This window comes from Pedococcus soli (genome assembly GCF_054782575.1).
Genome location: NZ_BAAGSF010000004.1, coordinates 1,380,291 through 1,403,315 on the forward strand (window position 1 = coordinate 1,380,291; position 23,025 = coordinate 1,403,315).

At 70.2% G+C, this 23,025-nt stretch carries 25 protein-coding genes and 2 tRNA genes; 17 read left to right on the forward strand and 10 right to left on the reverse strand.

Features of this window, described 5'->3' with window-relative positions; translation table 11 throughout:
• Positions 1-1,074, forward strand: coding sequence for a hypothetical protein (locus ACYVKF_RS12605; protein ID WP_460966747.1), 1,074 nt, complete (start codon positions 1-3; stop codon positions 1,072-1,074).
• A gap of 43 nt (positions 1,075-1,117) precedes the next feature.
• On the opposite strand, the gene ACYVKF_RS12610 is transcribed toward ACYVKF_RS12605, so the two are convergent.
• Positions 1,118-1,558, reverse strand: a complete 441-nt coding sequence (locus tag ACYVKF_RS12610; RefSeq protein ID WP_056919762.1) for a DUF2231 domain-containing protein — start codon at positions 1,556-1,558, stop codon at positions 1,118-1,120.
• A 126-nt stretch (positions 1,559-1,684) separates the two neighbouring features.
• On the opposite strand from ACYVKF_RS12610, the gene ACYVKF_RS12615 reads away from it, so the two are divergent.
• The 3 genes from ACYVKF_RS12615 (at position 1,685) to ACYVKF_RS12625 (ending at position 3,397) form a co-directional block, all read left to right on the forward strand.
• Complete coding sequence (locus tag ACYVKF_RS12615) at positions 1,685-2,227, forward strand: sigma-70 family RNA polymerase sigma factor (RefSeq protein WP_056916519.1); 543 nt, start codon at positions 1,685-1,687, stop codon at positions 2,225-2,227.
• Positions 2,224-3,204 (forward strand): anti-sigma factor family protein, encoded by a 981-nt coding sequence (locus ACYVKF_RS12620; protein WP_460966750.1) that lies wholly within the window; start codon positions 2,224-2,226, stop codon positions 3,202-3,204. Before ACYVKF_RS12615 ends, ACYVKF_RS12620 begins: the two co-directional genes overlap by 4 nt.
• 120 nt (positions 3,205-3,324) lie before the next feature.
• Positions 3,325-3,397 (forward strand) — tRNA-Ala (locus ACYVKF_RS12625).
• Positions 3,398-3,458: 61 nt separating this feature from the next.
• Here ACYVKF_RS12625 and ACYVKF_RS12630 read toward each other — a convergent pair.
• Positions 3,459-4,538, reverse strand: coding sequence for a tyrosine-type recombinase/integrase (locus ACYVKF_RS12630; protein ID WP_460966752.1), 1,080 nt, complete (start codon positions 4,536-4,538; stop codon positions 3,459-3,461).
• Complete coding sequence (locus ACYVKF_RS12635) at positions 4,535-4,747, reverse strand: helix-turn-helix transcriptional regulator (protein WP_460966754.1); 213 nt, start codon at positions 4,745-4,747, stop codon at positions 4,535-4,537. Before ACYVKF_RS12635 ends, ACYVKF_RS12630 begins: the two co-directional genes overlap by 4 nt.
• A 639-nt stretch (positions 4,748-5,386) precedes the next feature.
• On the opposite strand from ACYVKF_RS12635, the gene ACYVKF_RS12640 reads away from it, so the two are divergent.
• From ACYVKF_RS12640 to ACYVKF_RS12665, 6 genes are all read left to right on the forward strand, one after another.
• Positions 5,387-6,703, forward strand: coding sequence for an ABC transporter substrate-binding protein (locus ACYVKF_RS12640; protein ID WP_460966756.1), 1,317 nt, complete (start codon positions 5,387-5,389; stop codon positions 6,701-6,703).
• Between the two features lie 164 nt (positions 6,704-6,867).
• Positions 6,868-7,794 carry a carbohydrate ABC transporter permease gene (locus ACYVKF_RS12645; protein ID WP_460966758.1) on the forward strand — a complete coding sequence of 309 codons (927 nt, stop codon included), beginning with the start codon at positions 6,868-6,870 and terminating at the stop codon, positions 7,792-7,794.
• Positions 7,791-8,606 (forward strand): carbohydrate ABC transporter permease, encoded by an 816-nt coding sequence (locus tag ACYVKF_RS12650; RefSeq protein ID WP_460966760.1) that lies wholly within the window; start codon positions 7,791-7,793, stop codon positions 8,604-8,606. The genes ACYVKF_RS12645 and ACYVKF_RS12650 overlap by 4 nt, the downstream gene beginning before the upstream one ends.
• Before the next feature lie 9 nt (positions 8,607-8,615).
• Positions 8,616-8,816, forward strand: a complete 201-nt coding sequence (locus tag ACYVKF_RS12655; RefSeq protein WP_460966762.1) for a LacI family DNA-binding transcriptional regulator — start codon at positions 8,616-8,618, stop codon at positions 8,814-8,816.
• 39 nt (positions 8,817-8,855) lie between these two features.
• A complete protein-coding gene (locus ACYVKF_RS12660) occupies positions 8,856-10,403 on the forward strand; it encodes a mannitol dehydrogenase family protein (protein WP_460966764.1) in 1,548 nt (515 codons plus the stop codon).
• Complete coding sequence (locus ACYVKF_RS12665; RefSeq protein WP_460966766.1) at positions 10,396-11,103, forward strand: nucleoside/nucleotide kinase family protein; 708 nt, start codon at positions 10,396-10,398, stop codon at positions 11,101-11,103. Before ACYVKF_RS12660 ends, ACYVKF_RS12665 begins: the two co-directional genes overlap by 8 nt.
• 27 nt (positions 11,104-11,130) lie before the next feature.
• On the opposite strand, the gene ACYVKF_RS12670 is transcribed toward ACYVKF_RS12665, so the two are convergent.
• Complete coding sequence (locus ACYVKF_RS12670; protein WP_460966768.1) at positions 11,131-12,159, reverse strand: LacI family DNA-binding transcriptional regulator; 1,029 nt, start codon at positions 12,157-12,159, stop codon at positions 11,131-11,133.
• Positions 12,160-12,854: 695 nt separating this feature from the next.
• Between ACYVKF_RS12670 and ACYVKF_RS12675 the strand changes: the two genes are divergently transcribed.
• Both ACYVKF_RS12675 and ACYVKF_RS12680 read left to right on the forward strand, forming a co-directional pair.
• Positions 12,855-12,917: transfer RNA gene (locus ACYVKF_RS12675), tRNA-Ile, on the forward strand.
• Between the two features lie 201 nt (positions 12,918-13,118).
• Positions 13,119-13,685 (forward strand): hypothetical protein, encoded by a 567-nt coding sequence (locus ACYVKF_RS12680; RefSeq protein WP_460966770.1) that lies wholly within the window; start codon positions 13,119-13,121, stop codon positions 13,683-13,685.
• A gap of 31 nt (positions 13,686-13,716) precedes the next feature.
• Here the strand turns inward: ACYVKF_RS12680 and ACYVKF_RS12685 are convergent, their stop codons facing one another.
• Positions 13,717-14,142, reverse strand: a complete 426-nt coding sequence (locus ACYVKF_RS12685) for an arsenate reductase ArsC (protein ID WP_056916522.1) — start codon at positions 14,140-14,142, stop codon at positions 13,717-13,719.
• Positions 14,139-14,897: an aquaporin gene (locus tag ACYVKF_RS12690; RefSeq protein ID WP_460966772.1), complete on the reverse strand. Its 759-nt coding sequence runs from the start codon at positions 14,895-14,897 to the stop codon at positions 14,139-14,141. The genes ACYVKF_RS12685 and ACYVKF_RS12690 overlap by 4 nt, the downstream gene beginning before the upstream one ends.
• An 86-nt stretch (positions 14,898-14,983) precedes the next feature.
• On the opposite strand from ACYVKF_RS12690, the gene ACYVKF_RS12695 reads away from it, so the two are divergent.
• Together ACYVKF_RS12695 and ACYVKF_RS12700 are read left to right on the forward strand one after the other, a co-directional pair.
• The gene (locus ACYVKF_RS12695; RefSeq protein WP_460966774.1) at positions 14,984-15,385 is read left to right on the forward strand and encodes an ArsR/SmtB family transcription factor; all 402 of its coding nucleotides are present in this window, start codon (positions 14,984-14,986) and stop codon (positions 15,383-15,385) included.
• A 79-nt stretch (positions 15,386-15,464) separates the two neighbouring features.
• Complete coding sequence (locus tag ACYVKF_RS12700) at positions 15,465-16,475, forward strand: hypothetical protein (RefSeq protein ID WP_056919764.1); 1,011 nt, start codon at positions 15,465-15,467, stop codon at positions 16,473-16,475.
• A 95-nt stretch (positions 16,476-16,570) separates the two neighbouring features.
• Here ACYVKF_RS12700 and ACYVKF_RS12705 read toward each other — a convergent pair whose 3' ends face one another.
• Positions 16,571-17,032: a VOC family protein gene (locus tag ACYVKF_RS12705; RefSeq protein ID WP_460966776.1), complete on the reverse strand. Its 462-nt coding sequence runs from the start codon at positions 17,030-17,032 to the stop codon at positions 16,571-16,573.
• A gap of 125 nt (positions 17,033-17,157) precedes the next feature.
• Between ACYVKF_RS12705 and ACYVKF_RS12710 the strand changes: the two genes are divergently transcribed.
• Entirely contained in the window at positions 17,158-18,336 is a 1,179-nt protein-coding gene (locus ACYVKF_RS12710; protein WP_460966778.1) for an alpha/beta hydrolase, read from the forward strand.
• A gap of 1 nt (position 18,337) precedes the next feature.
• Here the strand turns inward: ACYVKF_RS12710 and ACYVKF_RS12715 are convergent, their stop codons facing one another.
• The gene (locus ACYVKF_RS12715; RefSeq protein WP_460966780.1) at positions 18,338-19,234 is read right to left on the reverse strand and encodes an SGNH/GDSL hydrolase family protein; all 897 of its coding nucleotides are present in this window, start codon (positions 19,232-19,234) and stop codon (positions 18,338-18,340) included.
• A gap of 91 nt (positions 19,235-19,325) precedes the next feature.
• On the opposite strand from ACYVKF_RS12715, the gene ACYVKF_RS12720 reads away from it, so the two are divergent.
• Together ACYVKF_RS12720 and ACYVKF_RS12725 are read left to right on the forward strand one after the other, a co-directional pair.
• Positions 19,326-20,144 carry a COG4705 family protein gene (locus ACYVKF_RS12720; protein WP_460966782.1) on the forward strand — a complete coding sequence of 273 codons (819 nt, stop codon included), beginning with the start codon at positions 19,326-19,328 and terminating at the stop codon, positions 20,142-20,144.
• An 81-nt stretch (positions 20,145-20,225) separates the two neighbouring features.
• Complete coding sequence (locus ACYVKF_RS12725) at positions 20,226-20,618, forward strand: hypothetical protein (RefSeq protein WP_460966784.1); 393 nt, start codon at positions 20,226-20,228, stop codon at positions 20,616-20,618.
• A 7-nt stretch (positions 20,619-20,625) separates the two neighbouring features.
• Here the strand turns inward: ACYVKF_RS12725 and ACYVKF_RS12730 are convergent, their stop codons facing one another.
• On the reverse strand, positions 20,626-21,873 hold the full coding sequence (locus ACYVKF_RS12730) for a glycosyltransferase family 4 protein (protein WP_460966786.1): 1,248 nt from the start codon (positions 21,871-21,873) through the stop codon (positions 20,626-20,628).
• Positions 21,870-22,916, reverse strand: coding sequence for a flippase-like domain-containing protein (locus tag ACYVKF_RS12735; RefSeq protein WP_460966788.1), 1,047 nt, complete (start codon positions 22,914-22,916; stop codon positions 21,870-21,872). The genes ACYVKF_RS12730 and ACYVKF_RS12735 overlap by 4 nt, the downstream gene beginning before the upstream one ends.
• Positions 22,917-23,025: the final 109 nt, after the last annotated feature.

The window sequence follows — 23,025 nt, forward strand, 5'->3', positions numbered from 1 at the left end:
GTGCAGCCCAGCAGTCTCATCTTCCTCGTCATCATCGCCGTCTGGGCTGCCTACTTCGTGCAGTACTGGGTCCGTCGCCGCGAGCACCTCGCCACCGCCCAGTCCGTCGACCAGTTCTCCGAGACGATGCGGGTCCTCGAGCGCCGCTCCCCGCTCCCCGCCACGGACCTCTCGACCCGGGCCCGACCCTCGTATGCCGTGAGCCCGGCGCGCGCGGTGCGCGCCCAGGTGCTCGTCAAGCGCGCCGAGACCACGACCTTCACGATGACCCCCTCCGGTGCGGTCACGCCCGTCGCGGACGCGGTCCCCGACTCGCCCCGCCGCTCCGGTGGCTGGGACGCCTCGGTCGACACCGACGACGAGGGTCAGGGTTGGGACGTCGAGGCGGCGCCGGTCGTCCGACCGGCGCGTGCGGTTCGCGGGCTGACCCTGCTCGCCGCCCTCGCCGGTTTCGTCCTCTCCGTGCCGCTCGCAGCCCTCGGGGTCGTCCCGTGGTTCGGCATCCTCGTGCCGCTGGCCGCCGCCGCGGGTGCGGTCGTCTGGCTCCGCCAGGCCGTCGCCACCGAGCAGGCTGCTCGCCGCGAGGCGCGTCGCCCCTCCGCGGAGCTCCGGTCGCAGCGCAGCGAGTCCTCGGCACACCGCCGGGACCAGGGCCTGCAGCGTTCGGGGCGCCCCGCTCCCCGTGAGCACGCGGCACCCACCGCCGGCCCCGACGCAGAGCGCGCCTCCGAGGAGGCCGAGCCGGTCGCCGAGTCGGTCGCGGCGCCCGTGCGTGACGAGCTCTACGACGTGCAGGAGGTCGAGCGCGGTCTCGCCGCACCCGCCGCGGTGGCGACGCGCAGTCCTGCCGCCCATGCCGCTGCCGCTCCGGCAGCCGCGGCGCCGCGGATGCCCCTCGTCGACGAGGACGACATCCCCCTGACCTGGGACCCGGTGCCCGTCCCGCGCCCGACCTACACGATGAAGTCCCGTGCGACCCGCCCGGCTCCCACCTCCGCGGACCTCGTCGGTGACGCCGACACCGAGTTCGCGCGCTACGAGCAGGAGCCGGTCCGCCGCGTCGCCGGCGCCTGACCCGCTCGGCACGACCCGAGACCCGAGGGTCGCCGGCTGCCGGCTAGCGCTTGCCCCACACCGCCTGGGCGCCGGCATCGCCCGCGAGCGCCACGATCACCGCGGTGCCCACCGCGCTCGCGAGGACCAGGACCGCCAGGCCCAGCCGCATCCTGCGGTCGGGCTGCTCGCGCCGCAGCACCAGCCACTGCGCCACGGTCGTCACGGCGAGGGCCGCCGCCCACGGCAGCACCATCGAGCCCAACGACCGGTGGTGGTCGATGAACGCCGGGTTGCCCAGCTTGGTGGCCAGGTCGTTCCCGGCCCGTGTGGTCACGGGGACGGCGACGAGGCCGACCACCGCTCCCAGCGGGACGAGGAAGGTCAGCTTGCGCTGCGCCGCAGGCCAGACGCTCACGGCCATGGCCGCCACGGCCGTGAGGGGGAGCAGGACGACGACAAGGTGGACGAGCAGGGCATGGGCGGGCAGGCCGTTGATCTCCATGCCGGATAGACGAGATGGGCTGCGCAGTTGTTCACGGGCCGGTCCCGACGAGCTTGCGGCCGAGGTGAACCCCAGGGCCGGGCATTTCGTCCTTTACCGGGAAGGGCCGGAGCGGGAGGATCACAGATGTCGGCGTCGGTCGGCGAAGGAGTGGTGGTGGAGGCTGGTCAGCGGCACGCGGCCCTCCAGGGACTGCATGACCGGCATGCCCCGGAGCTGTGGCGGTTCGCGCTGCGCCTGACCCGCGACCCCCAGGTCGCCGAGGACCTCGTCCAGGAGTCGCTGCTGCGCGCCTGGCGCGACCCGCAGCTCGGCGGGCGCAGCGAGGCGCAGGCGAGGGCCTGGCTGTTCACGGTCGTGCGGAACCTCGTCGTCGACCGCTGGCGCAGCGCCGCCAACCGGCACGAGGTGGCCGGCCTCGACTGGGTCGACCCGCTCGTCGCGGACCGCACCGGTGAGGTGCTCGACCGCTGGCTCATCGCCGACGCACTCGGCACCCTGTCGGCCGATCACCGCCGCGTCGTCGCGGCGGCCTACTACGAAGGAAGGACGGTGGCCGAGATCGCCGCTGAGCTGCGGATCCCCGAGGGGACGGTGAAGTCGCGACTCCACTACGGACTGCGGAGCCTGCGCCTCGCCCTGCAGGAGAAGGGGGTGACCCGGGCATGAACGACACCGACCAGTACGCCCAGTGGGATGCCGCCTACGTCCTCGGTGCCCTCTCCGGCAGCGAGCGGGCGGAGTACGAGGAGCACCTGTCCGGGTGCCTGAGCTGCCGCGCCGCCGTGGCCGAGCTCGCCGGCCTGCCCGGGCTGCTCGGCCAGCTCAGTCCGGCCGAGGCGATCGCCGTCGAGTCGGGTTCGGGCGGCAGCGACGGCGCCGGACCGTTCGCCGACCCCTTCGCCGTCCCCGACCCGCCGGCGTCCCTCATGCCCCGCCTGCCGCACGCGTCCGAGTGGCGCCAGCGGTGGCTGGCTCCCATGGCCGCCGCGGCGGCTGCCCTCCTCATCGGGGGCGTCGGCGGGTATGCCGTGTCCGCCTCCCGTGACGCCGTCCCCGGCGCTGGCCCTTCGTCGACCCTGGCCCAGGGGCGCAGTCGCCTGGCGTTCGCGCCCGTGAGCGCGTCCCCGATGACCGCCGTCGTCGACGTCGTCCCGACCTCGCAGGGGACCGAGCTGCGGGTGGAGTGCCAGTACGCGCAGTCCACGGCAACCGGCGCCGGTAGCGGCAGCGGCAGCGGCAGCGGCACCGGCAGCGGCACTGGCTCCGGCGTGGGTGCCTCCGGAACGTCGGGGGCCACGGGCTCGGGTTCCACCGGGTCGGGTGCCATGACCGGCACGCGTGGCCGGATGGGTACCGGCAGGTCCATGCCGTCGAGCGGTTCCTCGGGCGGCTCGACCGCTGCGACGGGGTCGACCGGCTCGGCGACGACCGGCTCCGGCGACGGGGGATACCCGGGGATCCGGTACGCCATCTGGGTGGTGGGCCGCGACGGTCGGGACATGCTGGTAAAGGACTGGACGGCTCGGGCCGGACGCGTCATGCACCCCCGAGGCGTCACCCCGTGGTCGGTCGGCCAGATCGAGTCGATCGAGATCCGCCTGGTGGACAGCGGAGCCACCGTGATGCGCGCCCAGGTGGGCTGAACGCGGGCGGGCAGCTCGCCAGGCGCACGGGCGACGCGCGCACGGACGGTCGTCCGCGGCATACCGGGGTGCCGTTTTCCGTGAGGGGCACTGCTGGTGTTATCGTTTCGTCCGCATCAAGGGGCTGTGGCGCAGTTGGTAGCGCGTCTCGTTCGCAATGAGAAGGCCAGGGGTTCGAATCCCCTCAGCTCCACCCCATCGGGACCCCGTCTGACCTGCACCAACGTGCTGGGTCGGGCGGGGTTTCTGCGTTGTCATTCCGACGCCGCCCCCTCACGTGTGCCCCCGGCGTGCCCCCGGTCGTTGAGACGGGCTAGTCCGGCCCGGTCGGCGGGGGTGCCGAGGTGGTGCAGGTAGAGGTTCGTCGTCGCGATCGACGCATGCCCCATCCACGCCTGGACAGTGCCCGGGTCGACGCCCCGAGCGAGCCAGAGGCACGCGGCGGTGTGCCTCAGGTCGTGGATGCGCCGGCCTTCGGCGAGGGTCGACCAGCGCAGAGTGCGCTTGAACGCCCCCGCGTGCAGGCGGTGCCCCGACGCGGTGACGAACAGGGGAGCGTCCGCCTCCCTGCCGGTGGACATGGCCCGGACGAGCGGCAGGACCCGGTCGGCCACCGGCACCCGTCGCGATCGTCCCGACTTGGTCGTCTTGGTGGCGACGCCCTCAGGCTCGGCCCGCTGGACGACCAGTGTCGGCATCGGCACCTCGACGAAGTCGCGCACCCTGACGGCCCGCAGCTCCGACCAGCGCAACCCGGTCCAACCGGCGATAAGGAGGATGTCCGCGAGGCGCTGGTCACGAGCGCTGGCGGTGTTGTGGATGCGCTCGAGGTCCTCCTCCCCGAACGGGTACATCTCCGTCCTGGGCTCGCTGGCCTTAGGGACCCTGGTCCTCAGCACTGGGTTGATGAGGATCAGGCGCTCCCGCACGGCCCAGGCGAAGAACGAGGACAGGGACGCGCGGAACCGGCGCACCGACGACTCGGCCAGGCCGTCACCGGTCAGGGTCACGAGGCTGCGGCTGACCTCGCGATCGGTGACCGCGTTGACGGACAAGGCTGCCAGCGACTGCGGGACCAGTCGGAGCAGCGCTGCGTCGGCGACGTAGGTCTTGGCCGAGACGGACTGGCGTCGTTCTTCGAGCCAGACGGGCAGCAGCGAGCGGACCGTCGCCCTCCCGGCTCGTGGGTCGACACCACCCGTGAGCGCGGCGCGCTCGCGAGTCAGCCATGCCTGGGCGTCCCGCTTGGTGTCGAAGGTGCGGCCCGCGACGTACTCGCGCCCCACCTTCATCACGGCCCGGAAGCGCCCGGACGGTTCCTTGCGGATGGTCATGACGCGGCTCTCTCGATCCACGCCGTGACGTCGGACAGCTGGTAGCGCGGGATGCTTGGCGACAGCCACGCGACGCGTGGCCCCATCCCTTGCTGCCTCCACCGGCACAACGTCGAGGGGGTCACGGAGAGGAGGTCTGCAACCTCGGCTGTGGTCAGGAGCCGAGGCAGCGTCGTGGAGCCGGCGGTCGGAGCGGTGACGTCCGCCATGCCCACACCTCCTCACGCGTCGTCCCTCGGCTCTGTGCCGAATGGTGGTGCCGCGTCTGGGATCCGCGACAGCACTCACGCTGCCCGCCCCCTGCAATCCAGTCCATGGGATGCAAGGCGCGCGAGGAAGTCTTGACCGGAGTTTTACGTTTGCCGACGTCGATTCCAACTTTGAAGGAGCGCGAATTGCGGCATGTGCGGATTGCTCAGCGGAGTGTGTCAGGTCCCGACGGCTTGGGCTGGGAACGACCTCCGGTGGCTCTCCGAGTGCACGTCCCGCACTGGTCAGGCTCGCTTCCGGACGAGCAGCGAGAAGAGTTGCAGCACAACGCGATTCATGGCCGAGGTCCCTGCATGGAAGACATGGGTTCCCATCAACTCAGCCGCTCAATGGCCAGCCGTCAGGCCTGTCCTCGACGGAGGAGTGGAGGTCCGGGCTGGTGGACGCGGACCCCTCCGCGTTATCAAGTCGTTATGGATCGTTCTCCGCGACGTGTTGCGCAACGCGTTGCGCACAGGTCCACTGTTCGCACGCTCGGACGAGCTGAGGCCCGGAACCGAGATGGGCCAGGTCAAGCACAACGAAGGAGTTGGGTCATGCCTAGAGGCGGAACTCGCTTGCTGGTGGGCGCTGTGGGGGTGAGCCTCGCAGTGACAGCCTGCTCATCAGGGGCCGTCTCCAGCGGTGGCGGTGGCGGTGGCGGCGATGGCAAGAACGTCACGCTCAACCTGGCCACCGTGAACAACGGTCAGATGAAGGACATGGAGAAGCTCAAGGGGGAGTACGAGAAGGCTCACCCCGGGACGAAGATCAACTTCCAGGTGATGGAGGAGGGCGACCTGCGCGCGGCCGTTACGGCTGACGTCGCGAGCAAGGCCGGCCAGTACGACATCGTCACCATCGGCGCCTATGAGACCCCGCAGTGGGGTGCGAACGGCTGGCTCGTGGACCTCACCCCGGATCTGCAGAAGGACTCCAGCTACGACATCGACGACATCCTCCCGCCGGTGCGCGACGTCAACTCGTACAACGGGAAGCTCTTCGCCGTACCGTTCTACGGCGAGTCCTCGATCCTCATGTACAACAAGGACTCTGCTGCAGCTGCCGGTGTGAAGCTTTCCGACAACCCGACGTGGCAGGAGGTCGCCGACGCCGCCAAGAAGATGAACTCCCCCAAGCAGGCGGGTATCTGCATGCGCGGCAAGCCCGGATGGGGCGACCTCTTCGGTCCCCTGACCACGGTGGTCCAGACCTTCGGCGGCAGCTGGTACGACAAGGACTGGAACGCCACGGTCAACACGCCGGAGTGGAAGCAGGCGGTCACGTTCTACAAGACTCTGCTTGACACCTCCGGTGAGAAGGACCCGGTGTCCTACTCCTTCAACGAGTGCCTGACGGCGCTCAAGGAAGGCAAGGCCGCCATGTGGGCCGACGCCTCCGTCGCCGCCTCGATGCTCGAGGCCGACGACTCCCCGGTAAAGGGCAAGATGGGCTACGCCCACATGCCGGTCGACAAGACCAAGGAGTCCGGCTGGTTGTGGAGCTGGAACCTCGCGATTCCGTCCTCGACAAAGAAGAAGGACGCCGCGATCGACTTCGTGAAGTGGGCGACGAGCAAGGACTACATCAAGCTCGTCGGCAACAAGATCGGCTGGTCCAACGTGCCGCCCGGTTCTCGCACCTCCACGTACGAGATCCCCGAGTACAAGAAGGCTGCTGCGGCCTACGCGCCCCTGACGCTGGACGTCATGAGTTCGGTGAATCCTAAGCAGCCGGGCGTGAACCCCCAGTCATGGGTCGGGATCCAGTACGTGTCCATCCCCGAGTACCAGGACGTCGGCAACCAGTGCGCCCAGCTGGTCGCGGACTACATCGCCAACCGCGGCACGGTGGATGACGCCTTGAGTAAGTGCCAGGCCATCGCCAAGAAGGCGGGCGAGGCGCACAAGTCGTAGCGCCGCACCTCCTTGAGGACGTCCGTTCTCCCACGCACGGCAAGGACGGACAAGGTGCCGGAGTCGTGACTCGCGCACGACTCCGGCACCCCACCATCGCGCTCCAACATCCATAGCTCTTCACAGGGACCGGAACTAGACCCATCGACAAGGGGTGCTATCTCGTGGCCGACACCGTCGTCGCCAAGGCCGCCACCGACAAGCGGCGGGTCAAGACCACCAGTAAGGAGGTGTGGACCGCGCGGTGGCTGTTGCTGCCGGCCGTCATCTTCCTGGTCCTGTTGACCCAAATCCCGTTCCTCGTGACCCTCAGTTACTCGGCGCTCAAGTGGAACTTGCTCTATCCCGCGGACCGCGGGTTCACCGGATTCAAGAATTATGCGTCGGCGCTGTCCTCGGGTGACCTGGGCCCGTCCATCGTCGCCACCGTCATGATCACCGCGTTGGCCGTGGTGTTCTCGCTGCTCTTCGGGATGATGTTCGCCCTCCTGCTGAACCGTTCCTTCCGCGGTCGAGCGGTGGCCCGCACGCTGATGATCACGCCGTTCCTGATCATGCCGGCCGCCTCTGCGCTGATCTGGAAGTACTCGATGTTCGACACGAACATCGGGATGCTGAACTGGCTGTCGCGGACCCTGCACCTGCCGGTGGTGTCGTGGAGCACCGAGCACCCGCTGCTGGCGGTCGTCATCGTGCTGACGTGGGAGTTCACGCCGTTCATGATGTTGATCCTGCTGGCCGGGCTCCAGGGCCAGGACACCGGGATCCTCGAGGCGGCGCAGGTCGACGGCGCCGGCCCATGGCGCATCTTCACCTGGATCACGTTGCCGCACCTGCGGATGTACGTGGAGATCGGCGTCCTGCTGGGCGCGGTCATCATCATCCAGGTCTTCGACCCGATCGCGATCCTGACCAAGGGCACCGGCGGCACCAAGACCCTCGCCTACCTGCTCTACGAGCGGGCCTTCATCGGCCTCGACGTCGGCCAGGCCGCGGCCTACGGGGTCATCACCGTGGTGCTCACGATCATCGTGGCCACGATCGCGCTCCGCACCCTGTTCAAGGTCTTCATGGCTGGAGGAAGCCGATGACACGCACCGTCCGAGGAGGCCTCGTCACCACACTCACGTGGGTACTGGTCCTGATCTTCTTCTTCCCCGTCTTCTGGATGATCATCAACGGCTTCAAGCCGGAGTCGGTCGCCTCGTCGATCAACCCGAAGGTGTTCTTCAGCCCGGTCACCACCGGCTACCAGCTCGCGATGGACCGCGGGATGAAGGGCTACCTGATCAACTCGATCACCGCGTCGGTGACCGCGACGATCATCGCCGTGGTGCTGGCCATCCCCGCCGCGTACGCGCTCAGCATCCGGCGGGTCAAGAACGTCGAGGGCGCCCTGTCGTTCTTCATCTCCACGCGCTTCATGCCGATGGCCGCGGTGGTCCTGCCGCTCTACATCATCCTCAAGAACCTCGGCCTGCTCGACAACATCTACATGCTCGCCGTCGTCTACGGCGCCGTGAACCTGCCCGTCACCGTGTGGATGATGCGCTCGTTCTTCCTCGAGGTGCCGTTCGAGATCGTCGAGGCCGCCCGCGTCGACGGAGCCGGGCTCTACCGCGAGATCGTGCGGATCGTCCTGCCCCTGGTGCTGCCCGGCGTGGCCGCGGCCGCGCTGATCAGCTTCATCTTCAGCTGGAACGAGTACTTCCTCGCCACCCTGCTGACGAGCAACGCAGCCCGGACCGCGCCGCCGTTCCTCGGCAGCTTCGTCGACGGACGCGGACAGTTCCTCGCGGTGCTCTCGGCCGCTGCGACGATCGCTGCCCTCCCCGTCATCCTGGCCGGGTGGGTCGCGCAGAAACAGCTGGTCCGCGGGTTGTCCATGGGCGCAATCAAGTAGGCCTGCGTCATGCCTCAACCACAACCCACATTGCGTGATGTCGCAGCTGCGATCGGCGTCAGCATCGCGACGGTGTCGAGGGTGGCGAACGACGGACCGGGCGTCGCTGCGAATACGCGACGACAGGTGCAAGCGGCAATTGACCGCCTCGGCTACACGCCAAACCCGGCAGCCCGCGCCCTGAGGGCGACGCACGGTCGCACCGGCTGAGCCCCCATCTTCCGCATCTCCTACTCGGCAAGGATCCACATGCCTGAACACCACCTCGCCCACCCGCGTGCGGCGACCGGGGCGACCCTGCTCCCCGTCGTGCCCGAATGGGTCGCCCAACCCACCTACGACCGGTCGCAGGTGACGGCCTCGATCGTCCACTTCGGCGTCGGCGGCTTCCACCGGTCCCACGAGGCCGTCTACCTCGACACCCTGATGAACCAGGGGCAGGCGCTCGACTGGGGCATCTGCGGGGTCGGCGTGCTGCCGCACGACCGGCGGGTCATCGACACCCTCGACGCCCAGCGCGGCCTCTACACGCTGATCGTCAAGCACCCGGACGGCAAGTGGTCGGCCCGGGTGGTGGGCTCGCTCGTGGAGGTGGTCTTCGCGCCCCTCGACCGTGGGTATGTCGTCGACCGGCTGGTCGACGAGCGCACCCGGATCGTGTCGATGACCATCACCGAGGGTGGCTACCTGGTGAACCAGGAGACCGGGGACTTCGACGCCGACGACCCCTCGATCCAGGCCGACCTCGAGCCGGGTGCGGTGCCGCAGACGGTCTTCGGGTACATCGTCGCCGCCCTCGCCCGGCGCCGCGCCGAGGGTCGCGAGCCGTTCACGGTGATGAGCTGCGACAACCTGCCCGACAACGGCGACGTCGCGAAGCGGATGATCTGTGCCTTCGCGCGGCTCAAGGACCCCGAGCTCGCCGACTGGATGGAGGCCAACGTGGCCTTCCCCAACAGCATGGTCGACCGGATCACCCCGGTCACGACGGAGCAGGACATCGAGCGGCTCACCGACCAGTTCGGCGTGACCGACCTGTGGCCGGTCGTGTGCGAGCCGTTCAGCCAGTGGGTGCTCGAGGACAACTTCACCCAGGGGCGCCCGCCGTTGGAGGACGCCGGCGTGCAGCTGGTCGAGGACGTCGTGCCCTACGAGCTGATGAAGCTGCGGCTGCTCAACGCCAGCCACCAGGCGATGTGCTACCTCGGCTACCTCGCCGGGTACCGGTACGCGCACGAGGTCTGCCAGGACCCGCTGTTCGTCCGCATGCTCGCGACCTTCATGGAGCAGGAGGCCAGCCCGACCCTCCAACCGGTGCCCGGTGTCGACCTCGCGGAGTACCGGCGCCAGCTGCTCGAACGGTTCGCCAACCCCGAGATCCGAGACCCCCTCACCCGGCTCTGTGCCGAGTCCAGCGACCGCATCCCCAAATGGCTCGTGCCCGTCATCCGCCACAACCTCGGCACCGGCGGCGCGGTCGACGTGTCCGCGCTGATCGTGGCCTCCTGGGCCCGGTACGCCGAGGGGAAGGACGAACAGGGCAACCCGATCGAGGTCGTGGACCGCCGCAAGGACGCCGTCGTCGCCCGCGCCGCCCAGCAGCTCGACGACCCGTGCGCGTTCCTGCGCGACCCGGACCTGTTCGGCGACCTCGCCGACCAGCCGCGGTTCACCGACGCCTACACCCGCGCGCTCGCCGACCTCCACGCACTCGGCGCCCGCGCGGCCACGCAGGCCACCCTCGACCACGAATCAAGAACCTCCGAACCGACCCTGACCCTGGGCGACGATGGATAGCGAGCGCACGCCACCAGCGCGGCGTGGGGAAGCCGACACTCTGCACCGCCCGGGCGTCGTCCCGGTGCATCTCTCGCCACGCCAGATCGCCCACGAGATCCAGGCGTTGCTCGCCGACCTCGGCCGCCGCATCATCGTCGGCTTCGCGGGTGCACCAGGATCAGGCAAGTCGACACTCGCAGCGCAGGTGTGCGCCGAGCTGGGCACCCAGGCAGTGCTTGTGCCACTCGACGGGTGGCACCTTTCCGCCGCAGTGACGAGGCAGTTGGGCATGGCTGATCGACGCGGAGCCCCGGAGACCTTCGACGCCGCGGGGTTTCTGGTCCTCCTTCGGCGCATCAGGACTCAAGGGGAGTTCGAGGGTGGCCCAACCATCTTTGCCCCCGAGTACCGTCGCGAGATCGAGGAACCTGTCGCAGGAGCCGTAGCCATCGGCCCCGAGGTTCCCATCATCGTCACGGAGGGGAACTACCTCCTTCTGGACCAACCCATCTGGCGTGAGGTGCGCTCCCTGTTGACGCTGACCTATTACGTCCAGCTCGACCCGAGCGAACGGCTACGACGTCTGGTCCGCCGTCATCAGGAGTACGGCAAGTCGTCGGCGGCCGCGGAGAGCTGGGTCCGCAGCAGTGATGAAGCGAACACGCGCCTGATCGAGGAGCATCGGCTGCCCCCCGACCGCGTCATCACTGCCATCTGAACGCCCGCCAGTACCCGGCATCGAGCCTCAGAGCGGCGGCGCACCATACCTAAGTTCATGCGGCACGTCGCGCTCAGGATCGGCGAGGCAGCCGCACGACTCGCGCGCAATAAACTTCGGCTGCATCCGCACCGTGCGCGCAGGCCGTTCGGGATCAACCAGTCGGCTGAGCAGGAGCTCCACCGACTGCGCACCGATCGAGGACGTCGGCTGCTCAACGGCTGTGAGGCGTGGATGAAAGCAGTCCGACCACTCGAAGTCGTCGAAGGCGGCGAGGGCCAGGTCACTCGGAATCGATATCTGCAACGCTCGAGCAGCTTTCATGAGCTCGATGGTCGCGTGGTTGTTGCCCGTGACGACCGCTGTCGGCCCGTTCGCAGCCGCGAGTCCTTCAGACAGTTCTCGAGCTAGGTCCTCGCCGTCGAACCCGAGGATCACCGATGCCGGCTCGTGGATGCCCATGCGACTGAGGCCCAGCTCGAAGCCCCTGAGCCGCTCATCGGTCGTCGTGAGGCCGGGTCTCGGGCTGATGAAGGAGATGCGGCTGTGGCCATGGTTCGCCAGGTGGGTGACCAGAGCGGCAGTGGACTCGACGTTCTCCACGCCGACCTGGTCGTGCTCCAGCGCCAAGATCCTGTCGATGAGCACCACCGGGACCCCGTTCCGCTTCGCGTATGCCAGGGCCGCTGTCGGCTCGGACGATGGTGCCAGGATCACTCCGCTCACCCCCCGTCTCAGCAGGTCGGTCATGGCGCGCACTTCATTCATGGGGTCGTCGTGGGTGTCCGCCAAGAGCAGCGAGTACCCCGCAAGGACAGCGTGCCGATCCATCGACTGCACGACGGTCCCGAAGTATGGATTGGACATCGCGGACATCGCGATGCCGATGGTCATGGCGTCGGGAACGGACCCGGTGTGGCCGGGGCCGACGTAGCCCAAGCGAGCCATCGCCTGCAGAACGGACTGTTCCGTGTGAGGAGCGACAGGTCTCGTCTTGTTGATGACATGCGAAACCGTCGTCTTCGAGACCCCAGCGACGGCGGCCACTGCGCCCATGGAAGGGGAGGTTGTACGCGGTCTTTGCATGGTTCATTTTACAGTTGCGCAACGGTTGCGGTGCGAGACAGCGACAAGTTCCCTCGACGTCACCAGCGGATCAGTTTCCGGCCAAGACCTCCTGGAACTGTGCGCAGTTGACGGACGGGACCGAGGCAGACGCGCCGCCTCTGCCTCACTGGAAATCCGGTGGAGCCTCGGCGGCTGGAATGGCTCGAACCGGATCCTGTTCGGAACATCGGCAGATCCGGACGTTCTAGCAGCCAAGGTTCGGACCTTTCGTGAGAACTTTCCTTACTGGCTCAAGGGCGGCTCCGCCGCCAGCGCGGGGCCCCGCGCTTCGGGCGCTTCGCGCCCTACGCGCACCCCGCGCACACGAAAGCAGCGCCTCGGTTCAGTTCCGAGACGCTGCTCTCAACTCAGGCGTAGATCACCTCCTACTGCGCTGGCGACAGCAGGGGCCGGCGCGTGCCTGGCTGCCGTAAGCCCCAGCCGTCACCTCAGTCGTGGCTCGAGCTCTCCGACCCGTGGGGTCGGGCTCCGTACCGGCATCGCAGCCGGTCACCGTGGCGTCGCGAGAGCTTTGGTCACTGCGCAGACCCGCGTGGTCGCGTGTGCCCCCGGCGTGCCCCCAGCACCCAAACCATGCCCCGAGATGCAGGTTGATCGGTACCAGTCGCAGCGCACCGGCAGACGTTGCAAAGACGGTCAATGCCTTCGCAATGAGAAGGCCCGGGGTTCGAATCCCCGCAGCTCCACCCCGAGAGAACCCCGTCTGGACCGCGCCGATGGCGCCGGGCAGGCGGGGTTCTTCGTCGTCCCGGCCCGAGATCCCCCCGGCACGCGGCGAGGTGAGCCCAAGAAATGTCGAAGGTGGCTCTGCCACGGTGGCGTCGAGCTGGCCCGGGGTCAGGTCGTCGGGCGTTGCGCGATCGAGGGCGAGCGTGATGGAAGAACGAGTGACGAGGTCCACCAGCGGGCGTGGACCCAGGCATACGGCCGCGGTGGCCCTGGGCCTCGCGGTGGTCGCCGCCGGGAGCGTCGCCGTCTCGCTGGCGATGGGTGTGGGCTCGGGGGACGCCCGCTCGAACCCTTCGACGTCGTCGGGTCAGCAGCAGAGCCGGGCCCTGGGTCACCCGACGGGGGCAGCAACGACCGGCGTGAAGCCCACGGGTTCGAGTGAGGCGCGTCGGCTGCACGCCCTGGACCCGACCCAGGTGGCCAGGTCGGTGGCCAGCGACGACGCGACGGCGAAGAAACCTGCGGCCGGAACCGCTGCCAAGGGGGTGTGGCACCTCGGCGAGGTCGGCACCTACCTGGTGGGCAAGGGCATCGCTCCGGGCACCTACGAGTCGGCCGGTGCCACGCAGGGCGAGTGCAGCTGGTCGCGACTGCGCGACCTCGACGGGAAGGCGACGGCGGTGATCCAGCGTGGTGCGGGTACGGGCAAGGCGGTCGTGACCATCAGGTCCTCGGACGCGTTCTTCGAGACCGCCCACTGCCAGAACTGGCACAAGGTCGCCTGAGCAACCCACGCTCAGGGCCCCGCGGACGTGACTAGGAGACCGGCTCCACGCCGAGCTCCGACAGGAGCTGGACGACGCGTCGGCGAATGTCGTCCCGGATCGGGCGGACCGCGTCGACGCCCTGCCCCGCAGGGTCCTCGAGGGTCCAGTCCTCGTACCGCTTGCCGGGGAAGATCGGGCACGTGTCGCCGCACCCCATGGTGATGACGACGTCGGATGCCTGGACCGCGTCGGTGGTGAGGATCTTGGGCTTCTCGGCCGAGATGTCGATGCCCTCCTCGAGCATCGCCTCGCGGACGGCGGGGTTGATGGACTCGGCTGGTGCCGACCCTGCTGAGCGGACCTCGACAGCGCCGGCGGACAGGCGGTGCGTGTAGGCCGCGGCCATCTGGGAGCGTCCGGCGTTGTGGACGCAGACGTACAGGACGGACGGCCGGGGGCCGGTCTCGAGGGTCATCGCTGGTGCCTCTCGGTCGGTGCGGGATGGGGCAGGACGACGTCGTCGGTCCGCTCGCCGGCGTCGGGGTAGAGGGCCAGGACCAGCCCGGACCCGACGACGAGGCCGACGAGCTGCGCGAGCACGAACCCCGGCGCCGAGGAGGGCGCGATCCCCGCGAACGTGTCGGAGAACATCCGCCCCACCGTCACGGCGGGGTTCGCGAACGAGGTCGAGCTGGTGAACCAGTAGGCGGCCCCGATGTAGGCGCCGACCGCGGGAGCCGCGAGGGCGCCGCGCCCGGTGCGGGCCAGGGCGAAGACGAGGGTGACCAGGACGGCCGTGGCCACGACCTCGCCGAGCAGGTGCCCGGGCGTGGCGCGGTCCTTGGTCGAGAGGGAGGTACCCACGTCGAACATCGCGTTGGCGAGCACCGCACCCACCACCGCTCCACCGACCTGGGCGACGACGTATGCCGCGAGGTGGGTGGCGCCCAGCCCGTGCCCTTGCCGCCGCCCCAGGAACCAGTCCGCGAGGGATACGACGGGGTTGAAGTGTGCGCCGGACACCGGGCCGAACACCAAGATGAGGACGGTCAGGCCGAGCACCGTCGCGGTGCTGTTCTCCAGCAGCTGCAGGCCGACGTCGTCCGGTGAGAGCTGTTGGGCGGCGATGCCCGAGCCGACCACGATGGCCACGAGCAGGGCGGTGCCCACGAACTCGGCGAGGAGTCGACGAGCCAGTGGCGCTGGCCCCGCGACGGGGGGCTCGTCCATCAGCACTCCTCGGGTCCATGGGCGTCGGCGAGGTGAACGTTGACCCATTGATTTACATTTGTCAATGCGTGGTGGAGGATCGGTCCATGCCCTCCTCGACCCGCGCCCGGCTGCCCGTGGCCGACGACCCGGCCACGTGCTGCGCACCGATGACCGCCGGGGTGCTCGACGTCGCGGACGCGGAGGAGCTCGCCCACCGGTTCAAGGCCCTGGGTGACCCGACGAGGGTCCGTCTCGTCTCCCTCATCGCTGCGGCACCGGGGGCGGAGGCGTGCATCTGCGACCTGACCGAGCCCGTCGGCCTCTCCCAGCCCACCGTCTCGCACCACATGAAGATCCTCGCCGATGCCGGGCTGGTGCGACGCGAACAACGTGGACGCTGGGCCTACTTCACGGTCCAGCGCGAGGCGCTCGATGCCCTCGCCCGGACCCTGGGCGAGCCCGGCACGGCTGCTCCGCGTCGCTCCGGCGGGGGTCTTACGACCTAGGTCCAATTGCTGCTGTCCGCTGCAGGGCATCAGGGTGGGCGCACCACACGGACGCACCCCCTGACACCTGGAGACACACATGGCACGCATCACCAACGCCCTGCGGGTGGGGGTCGTCGTGGCCGCGCTCGTCGGCTCGGCCCTCGCCGCGACCCAACCCGCCCAGGCGGCCTCGAGCAAGGGCTGCACCGACGGCGGCTTCCGCCTCGTGAACCGGGCCACCGGGGCCACGGTCGCTGCAGCGGGGACGGACCGGGTGCGCGCGACGATCCCCGCGGCCCAGCTGGGGACGGCGTTCGCCGTCCGGGGTCGCTACGCGCAGTTCGACGTCCGGTCCTCGGACTTCGCAGTCTTCAACCAGGCGTTCACGGGCGCCGCCAACGAGCTCGACATCACCGGCGGCCGGTTCACGCCGGTCTTCGCCAGCAAGGTCCCGAACCACCGCGGGCTCGTTCTCAGCAGCGCCATCACCGTCCAGCTCGACGGGGAGAACCTCTCCCTGCAGCGCACCGGCACCGGCCTGTCCATGACGCTCAGCGCCAAGGACTGCGCCCAGGGCGGGATCTTCCAGATGGAACCCCAGCGCTCGGACGGCACGACCACCCGCATCACGCACACGCTGGCCACCTCCACGACCGCCGGCCTCACGCCCTTCTACTACGACAACCCGAACTTCCGCGCCAAGGCCGGACAGTTCCTCGGGTCGGGCTGCACGAGCGTGCAGACGGGCCCGCCCGGACAGTTCTGCGTGCAGGTGACCCCGCGCGTCAACATCTCCAACGACGTCTCGCCGCAGTTCGTGGTGCGTGACAGCGCGCAGGTGGCGACCCGCGTGCCGCAGCCCACCTGCAACACGGCCACCGCGGTGACGCCGAGCGTCCGACACTGCGGAGGGGTCTCGGTCTGGGACGTCGCCAGCGGGGGACGGATGGGCTTCGTCACCGGTGCGGACTCGACCGAGGTCGCCAACCCGCCCACCACCTGCACGAGCAACTGCCAGGCGCAGAACCAGGTACGAGGACGTCTGGCCAACCTCGGTCACCCCTTCCCGGTGCCGGCGGGCAGCCGGCTGACCCCCCGGGTCGGCTGACCGCAGGCCCCGGACCGCCCCGGCAACCCCCAGCCGGCGCGCGACGACCCCCTCCCGGCAGCCGGGAGGGGGTCGTCTGGTGCGCGGCTCGGTGCCTACCGCGCCATGGCGTCGGTGCCGTCGGACAGCAACGACGAGATGAGGCCGAACACGTTGCCGTCAGGGTCGAGGAGGTACCCGACCCGGCCGACGCCCTGCATGTCCTCGGGGGCGACGGCCTCGGACGCCCCGAGCTCCAGCCCCTTCGCGAACACCTCGTCCACGCTGCCCTCGATGCCGATGACGAAGTTCGCGCCGTTGACCGGAGCGCCCCGCTCGGGCGCCGGACCCCGTCGCTGGGTGAGGCCACCGTTGATGCCCCGGCCGGGCGCATCCATGGTGATCGCACCCTCGCCGCTCTCGATGGACCAGTACGGCATGTCACCGAACTGGGTGAACGACCACCCGAGCAGCTGGCCGTAGAAGTCGATGAGCCGCTGCGGCTCGGATGCGTGGATCTCGAAGTGGACGACGAGGTTGGCCACGGTGTCCTCCTTGGCTGGGTCCGTGCTGGCCACGGGCCGGGTGTGCCCCACGCTATGCCGCGACGGTGCGTGCCCACCAGCACGAACGGTGCCTCAGCAACCTCACAGCCAGCGTCCGGCAACCTCGCAGGTGTGGGGCGCAGAGTGTGGCTGCTCTGGTGGAGCGAGTGATGTGGAACGAGGTGGTGGTCGTGCCGTTGCTGGGCTGGCCGTTGATGGTCACGCTGGGTTCTTTGTTCGTCCTCGTCGTCGCCGCCACGGTGGTGGGATGGTCGCGGGTGCGCGGGCCCCGCGCGGTGCGGGTGCTCCAGCGGGCGGCGCTGGTCGGGTCTTCGCAGGCCCTGGTCGTGCTGCTCCTCGCGGCCGGTGCCAACAACTACGGCTACTTCTACGGCTCGTGGTCCGACCTGTTCGGTGGCTCGTCCCAGGCCGCGGTGGCCCTGCCGCCGACCCACGGCGGCCCCGGCCCGAGGCAGGGTCACGTCGGTGCTGCAGGAGCGTTGCCCGCGGTGAAGAGCGGACCCACCTCCTGGTCCACGCCGACGGAGTGGGCCACGCGAGGTCGCGTCGACACGGTGACGGTTCGGGGTGCGCGCAGCGACCTGTCGGAGCAGGCCCTCGTCTACCTGCCGCCCGCGTACTTCCAGCCGGCCTCGGCGCACCGGACCTTTCCCGCCGTCGAGGTGATGACCGGCTATCCGGGGGTTGTCGCGAATCTGGTTCAGCGACAGCACTATCCAGACACCCTCCTCACGGAGATGGGGCAGCGCAGGGCCGGGCCGATGGTGCTGGTGATGCTCAGGCCGACGGTCGCGCCACCGCGCGACACCGAGTGCACCGACGTCCCCGCCGGCCCGCAGGCCCTGACGTACCTCGCCGAGGACGTCCCGTCCGCGGTCGAGTCGGCCTACCGGGTGCGCCCGACCGGGTGGGGCGCGATGGGGGACTCGACCGGAGGGTACTGCGCGGTGAAGCTCGCGATGGCCCACTCCGACGTCTTCTCCACGGCGGTCTCCCTGTCGGGGTACTACCACACGCTGCGGGACACGACCACGGGCGACCTGTGGGGTGGTTCGTCGGTGCTGCGCGACCTCAACAGCCCGGAGTGGTTGCTGGCGCACCAACCGGCACCGCCGGTCTCCGTGCTGGCCACGATCGGCACTGCGGAGAAGGGCCACACCGGGATCTCGGACACCCGCCACTTCCTGTCGCTGGTCCGGTCACCGATGAGCGTCACCTCGGTCGTCATCCCCGGTGGTGGCCACAACTTCCACTCGTGGTCGACGGTGATGGGCCCGGCGTTCGACTGGCTGTCGAAGCGGCTCCACGCCGCCTGAGTCAGGGCGCTCCCGAGGGCGTGGCCTCGAGGAGGGTCCTGGCGATGAGCGCGTGGCCGGCGGAGTTGGGGTGGTCGCCGTCGTCGGCGAGCAGAGGAGTGGGGTCCTTGCCGCCGTCACCGTTGAACGGACGGTAGAGGTCGACGCAGGTGGCCCCGATCCCTTGCGCTGCATCGCAGATCTGTGTGTTCGCTGCTGCAGTCACGTCGTCGCTCCACTGCGCGAACCCCGCGCCGTAGTCGCCATCGGCCACGTCGCCGTCCTCGAAGACGTTCCAGTACGTCGTCACGAGGATGCGTGCCGTGTCCGGTGCGAGCGTCCGCACGTGCCGGAGGGCGACGGCCAGCGGGTCGGCGAGGCCGGCCACCCCGTCGCGCACGCACGCGTCGTCGCAGGCGTCGTCCCGCCACCGGTCCACCAGGGGCACGAGGTCGTTGGCGCCGATCGTGACCACGACGACCGAGGCGGCGCGCAGGGCGTCCTGGTCGGCTCCGGTGCCCAGCTGGCTCGTCAACCCGGGCACGGTCAGTCCGGAGTGGCCGAGGTTGACGACGCGTTCGCTGGAGGCGTGGTCGCGGGAGGCGAGGGCCGCGGCATACCGGACGATGAAGGGCTGGCAGTCGCACGCGGTGCCGGACATGACGGAGTCTCCGAGGCCGACCACGACCAGTGGCCCGCGCCCGGTGACGGAGGTCGTCGGCGGCGTCGCGGGCGTCGTCGTCGAGGACGTACCGGCCGTGCCGGAGGCGACCGGGCTGCGGGTGTGGGCCGAGGCGGCGGGCGTGCAGGCGGACAGCACGACGACCAACGCCGTCAGCACCGCCGCCACCACCGCCCTGCGGGCGGCCTGCGACCTCGAGGGTCCCGCGAGGAACGGCACCCTGACGACCCTCGACACCCTTCGAGCCTGCTCTCCGTCGGCGGCGCAGGCAACTTGGCGCGGGCGACGGCTCAGGGTCCGCTCAGGGCGGCGCTGGGACCGTGGGGTCATGACGACGCTCGCACCAGCACGACAGCGCACGATGCTCAACAAGGTCCCCGAGGTGACCGTGTACTTCTGGATCATCAAGATCCTGTGCACCACCGTGGGGGAGAGCTTCGCCGACTACGTGAACGAGACCCTCGGCTTCGGGCTGACGAACACCACCGTGGTGTTCTCGGTCGCGCTCGTGGCGGTCCTGGTGGCCCAGTTCCGGCTGCGGCAGTACGTCCCGGCCGTCTACTGGCTGGCGGTGGTGCTCATCAGCGTGGTCGGCACGCTCCTCACCGACAACCTCACCGACGGTGTCGGCGTGCTGCTCTGGGTGAGCACGGCGGTGTTCACCGTGGCCCTCGCCGCCGTGTTCGCGGTCTGGTACGCCCGGGAGCGCACCCTCTCCATCCACTCGATCGTCACCACGCCGCGTGAGGCGTTCTACTGGCTCACGGTCCTCGTGACCTTCGCGCTCGGCACGGCCGCAGGCGACTGGACGCTGGAGCTGACCGGCTGGTCGGCCGGCGCCTCGGTCCTGCTGCCGCTCGGGCTGATCGCCGCGGTGCTCACCGCCTGGAAGCTCGGCGCCGGACCGGTGCTGTGCTTCTGGCTTGCCTACATCCTCACCCGCCCCCTCGGCGCCAACATCGGCGACTTCCTCGCCTCGGCGCGCGACGAGGGTGGAGCGGGCCTGGGGACGCTGGGGACCAGCGTCCTGTTCCTCGGCACCATCCTCGCCGTGGTGGTCTACCTCAGCGTGACCCACAAGGACCGCACGGAGCGGGCGAACCTCCGTGCCGAGCAGGCGACTCCGGTGGAGGACCGACAGGTCTGACGTCGGCACCGGGCCGGCTCGAGGATCGGCGGCCCGACGAAGAGTGAGGCAGACGTGGTGCAGCGCAGGACGAGGGTGTTGGTGGTCACCGACAGTGCCACCCCCTCGCCTGCGCTGCTCCATGCGGTGGCGGCGCGGGTCCGGGACGAGGACGTGCAGTTCCGGCTCGTGGTGCTGAACCCGGCACGGGCCGAGCTGCACCTCCTGCACCCCGAGCGCCGGGACCTGGCGTTCGAGGCCGAGTGCATCCTGCTCGAGACGCTGCCGGACCTCGAGGCCGCAGCGGGCCGGCGGGTGATCGGTTCGGTCTCCATCCGGCACGACCCCGTGGAAGCTGTGGAGGAGACCGTCCTCAGCGAGCCGGTCGACGAGATCCTGCTGGCCCTGCCGACCACGCGCACCAGGTCCTGGGGTCACCACGACGTCGTCCGTCGCGTCGCGAGGTTCGGGGTCCCGGTGACCACCCTCGGCTGACCGACGTTCAGCTCGGTCGGGCTGCCGTCCGGCTCAGGGGGAGGGGAGTCGGTGCCTGGCGGTCGAGACCGCCAGGCACCGACGACCAGCCGACAGCGCAGGGGTCGCTGATTTCGGACTGGTCCGTCCTCGCCCACGAACCACCCGCCGGCAGGGGGGTCGACGGGGGCGTGCTGGGCGAGGTCGTGGGGGTGGCCGGTCGCGAGTCGACCGCACCCGCCAGCACGTATGCGGCGGTGTTGCGTTCGCTGACCTGCGACCAGTCCAGGGGTGGTGGGACGTGGTGGTTGTGTCGCACCATGCGCTGCCGCAGCAGGTCGTCGGTGCACAGGCGGGCGAGGTGCTCCGCGAGCTCCCGGTCATCGCCGGCCAGCAGGCCCTCGACGCCGTGGGTGACGAACTCGGTGACACCGGTGCCGTGCCGGGCGACGACCGCCAACCCTGCGGCACGCGCCTCCAGCGCCGCGAGGCCGAAGGACTCCAGGGTCGCGGGAGCGACGTACACGTCCGCGCGACGGTAGACGTCGCGCAGCTGTCGGTGCGACAGGTCGCCGGGGGCGTGCACCCAGTCCGCCATGCCCAGGCGCCTGATCCGTCGTCGCACCCGCCCCAGGAGCGGTCCGTCGCCGACGAGGAGGGCGGTGACCGCGGTGCCCGCGGGGACGAGCCCTTGCATGCGGTGCAGCGCCGCCACGAGCTCCAGGGGTCGCTTGCGGTGGCTCATCCGCATCACCGAGACGAGGGTGACGTGGCGGGAGACCCGGGCCGGGAGCGCCGGGGTCCAGTAGGCCGTGTCGACGGCGTTCGGGATGACGAGCACGTCGCGGCCGACCATGGCCCGGCGGACCGGGCCCGCGGCCACGTCGCTCACGGCCGCCCACTGGATCGGCAGGTCTGGCCACCCCCGGACGGCAGCGCACGCCCTGAACAACGGCCAGGCGCTGCCCCAGACGGAGTGGACGGTCGCCACGGCGGCGACGTCCGCCTTGGCCGCCGACTCGACCGAGCGGAGGGTCAAGGGGGAGTAGGCAGAGACGTGACCGTGGACGACGTCGGTGCAGGCGAGGAGGGTGGCGAACGCGCGGGGGTCGCGGCACACCTCGACGGGTCCACCGACATCGGCAGGGCCCGGGGTCCGGGTGAGCACCGTGACCTCGTGCCCGGCCGCGGCCTGGCTCTCGGCCAGGGCCCGGACGAGCACCTCGATGCCGCCGACGGTGGGCCCGTAGGTGTCGGTCGCGTGCAGGATCCTCACGCGGCCGCCGTCCCGGACCGGGGCCGCAGGGCCAACCAGCAGCCCAGCCACACGCCGCCCACGGGGATCTCCAGGAGGAAGGTGAAGGCGCGGTAGAGCAGGACCCCCGCGGCGACCCCGAGCGGGTCGGCACCGAACCCGATGAGCGCGGCTGCGGTCCCCACCTCGGCGAACCCCGCGCCGCCGGGCGTCAGGGGGATGAGGCTGAGGACGCGGTCCGTGGCCAGGGCGGCGATGACGGCATACACGGGCAGGTCGATGCCGACCGCGTGCAGGCAGCACCACAGCAGCGCGCCCTGGAGCGCGACATATGCGGCCATCCCCGTGGTGAGCTGCGGCCAGCGGGCGCTGACGATCCCGCGGACGCGGTCACGCGACTCCAGCAGCTCGACCTGGACCCGCGCCGCGGAGACGCCGTCACCACGGCGGAACCGGCGAGCAGCCGCCGCCACCAGGCGGGCCGCGCCGGTGGCGAGCCGGTCGCTGGTGAGCAGGGCCGCACCGACCGCGACGAGCGCGGCGATCAGGGCCGCACCCACGATCGCCCACGTCTGCAACGCCCGGCCGGGCAGCGCGCCCGCCGCGGTCATCATGACGACGGCGACGAGGGGGAGGGCGAGCTTGGCCAGCACGTCCCAGACGTTGGTGACCATGACGAAGGTGGCGTAGGCGCTGCGGTGGAACCGCCAGGCGCGCACCATCGTGAAGTTGAGGGCCACACCGAGCGCGCCGCCGAACGGGATGACGTTGGACACCGCGCTGCCGGTGAGGCTCAGGGTCAGGGCGCGCCGTCGGCTCAGCCCCGGCAGGGCGGCGGTGAGGACGAAGGAGTGGGCGAGGAGCCCGCAGGCCCAGAGCAGGGCGAGCCCGACGGCGACGCGGGCCGAGATGTCGCCGATGGTCGAGCCGATCTGCCCCCAGCCGACCCCGGCGACCTTCGGCAGGGCCCACCACAGGACGGTGAGGGCGAGCGACATGGCGGCGATGGCACGCAGGGGCACGGAGGCGCGGTCCGCGACCACGCGCGCGGCGTTCCTGTCCATGACTGCCCCTCGATGCCGACCTCGGTCCACGTCACCACACTGTGGCCCGGCGGTCCTGAACGGTTCCTGAGAGAGTTTCCTCAGGAATCGTTCAGGCGGCCAGCGGGAC

Bases quoted from the DNA above. Each gene is read 5' to 3' on its own strand.
- ACYVKF_RS12615 (WP_056916519.1), top strand. From the start codon at position 1,685: ATGTCGGCGTCGGTCGGCGAAGGAGTGGTGGTGGAGGCTGGTCAGCGG.
- ACYVKF_RS12630 (WP_460966752.1), bottom strand. From the start codon at position 4,538: ATGACCATCCGCAAGGAACCGTCCGGGCGCTTCCGGGCCGTGATGAAG.
- ACYVKF_RS12650 (WP_460966760.1), top strand. From the start codon at position 7,791: ATGACACGCACCGTCCGAGGAGGCCTCGTCACCACACTCACGTGGGTA.
- ACYVKF_RS12685 (WP_056916522.1), bottom strand. From the start codon at position 14,142: ATGACCCTCGAGACCGGCCCCCGGCCGTCCGTCCTGTACGTCTGCGTC.
- ACYVKF_RS12660 (WP_460966764.1), top strand. From the start codon at position 8,856: ATGCCTGAACACCACCTCGCCCACCCGCGTGCGGCGACCGGGGCGACC.
- ACYVKF_RS12610 (WP_056919762.1), bottom strand. From the start codon at position 1,558: ATGGAGATCAACGGCCTGCCCGCCCATGCCCTGCTCGTCCACCTTGTC.
- ACYVKF_RS12695 (WP_460966774.1), top strand. From the start codon at position 14,984: ATGCCCTCCTCGACCCGCGCCCGGCTGCCCGTGGCCGACGACCCGGCC.
- ACYVKF_RS12670 (WP_460966768.1), bottom strand. From the start codon at position 12,159: ATGGGCGCAGTGGCCGCCGTCGCTGGGGTCTCGAAGACGACGGTTTCG.
- ACYVKF_RS12700 (WP_056919764.1), top strand. From the start codon at position 15,465: ATGGCACGCATCACCAACGCCCTGCGGGTGGGGGTCGTCGTGGCCGCG.
- ACYVKF_RS12720 (WP_460966782.1), top strand. From the start codon at position 19,326: ATGACGACGCTCGCACCAGCACGACAGCGCACGATGCTCAACAAGGTC.
- ACYVKF_RS12665 (WP_460966766.1), top strand. From the start codon at position 10,396: ATGGATAGCGAGCGCACGCCACCAGCGCGGCGTGGGGAAGCCGACACT.
- ACYVKF_RS12620 (WP_460966750.1), top strand. From the start codon at position 2,224: ATGAACGACACCGACCAGTACGCCCAGTGGGATGCCGCCTACGTCCTC.
- ACYVKF_RS12735 (WP_460966788.1), bottom strand. From the start codon at position 22,916: ATGGACAGGAACGCCGCGCGCGTGGTCGCGGACCGCGCCTCCGTGCCC.
- ACYVKF_RS12635 (WP_460966754.1), bottom strand. From the start codon at position 4,747: ATGGCGGACGTCACCGCTCCGACCGCCGGCTCCACGACGCTGCCTCGG.
- ACYVKF_RS12690 (WP_460966772.1), bottom strand. From the start codon at position 14,897: ATGGACGAGCCCCCCGTCGCGGGGCCAGCGCCACTGGCTCGTCGACTC.
- ACYVKF_RS12655 (WP_460966762.1), top strand. From the start codon at position 8,616: ATGCCTCAACCACAACCCACATTGCGTGATGTCGCAGCTGCGATCGGC.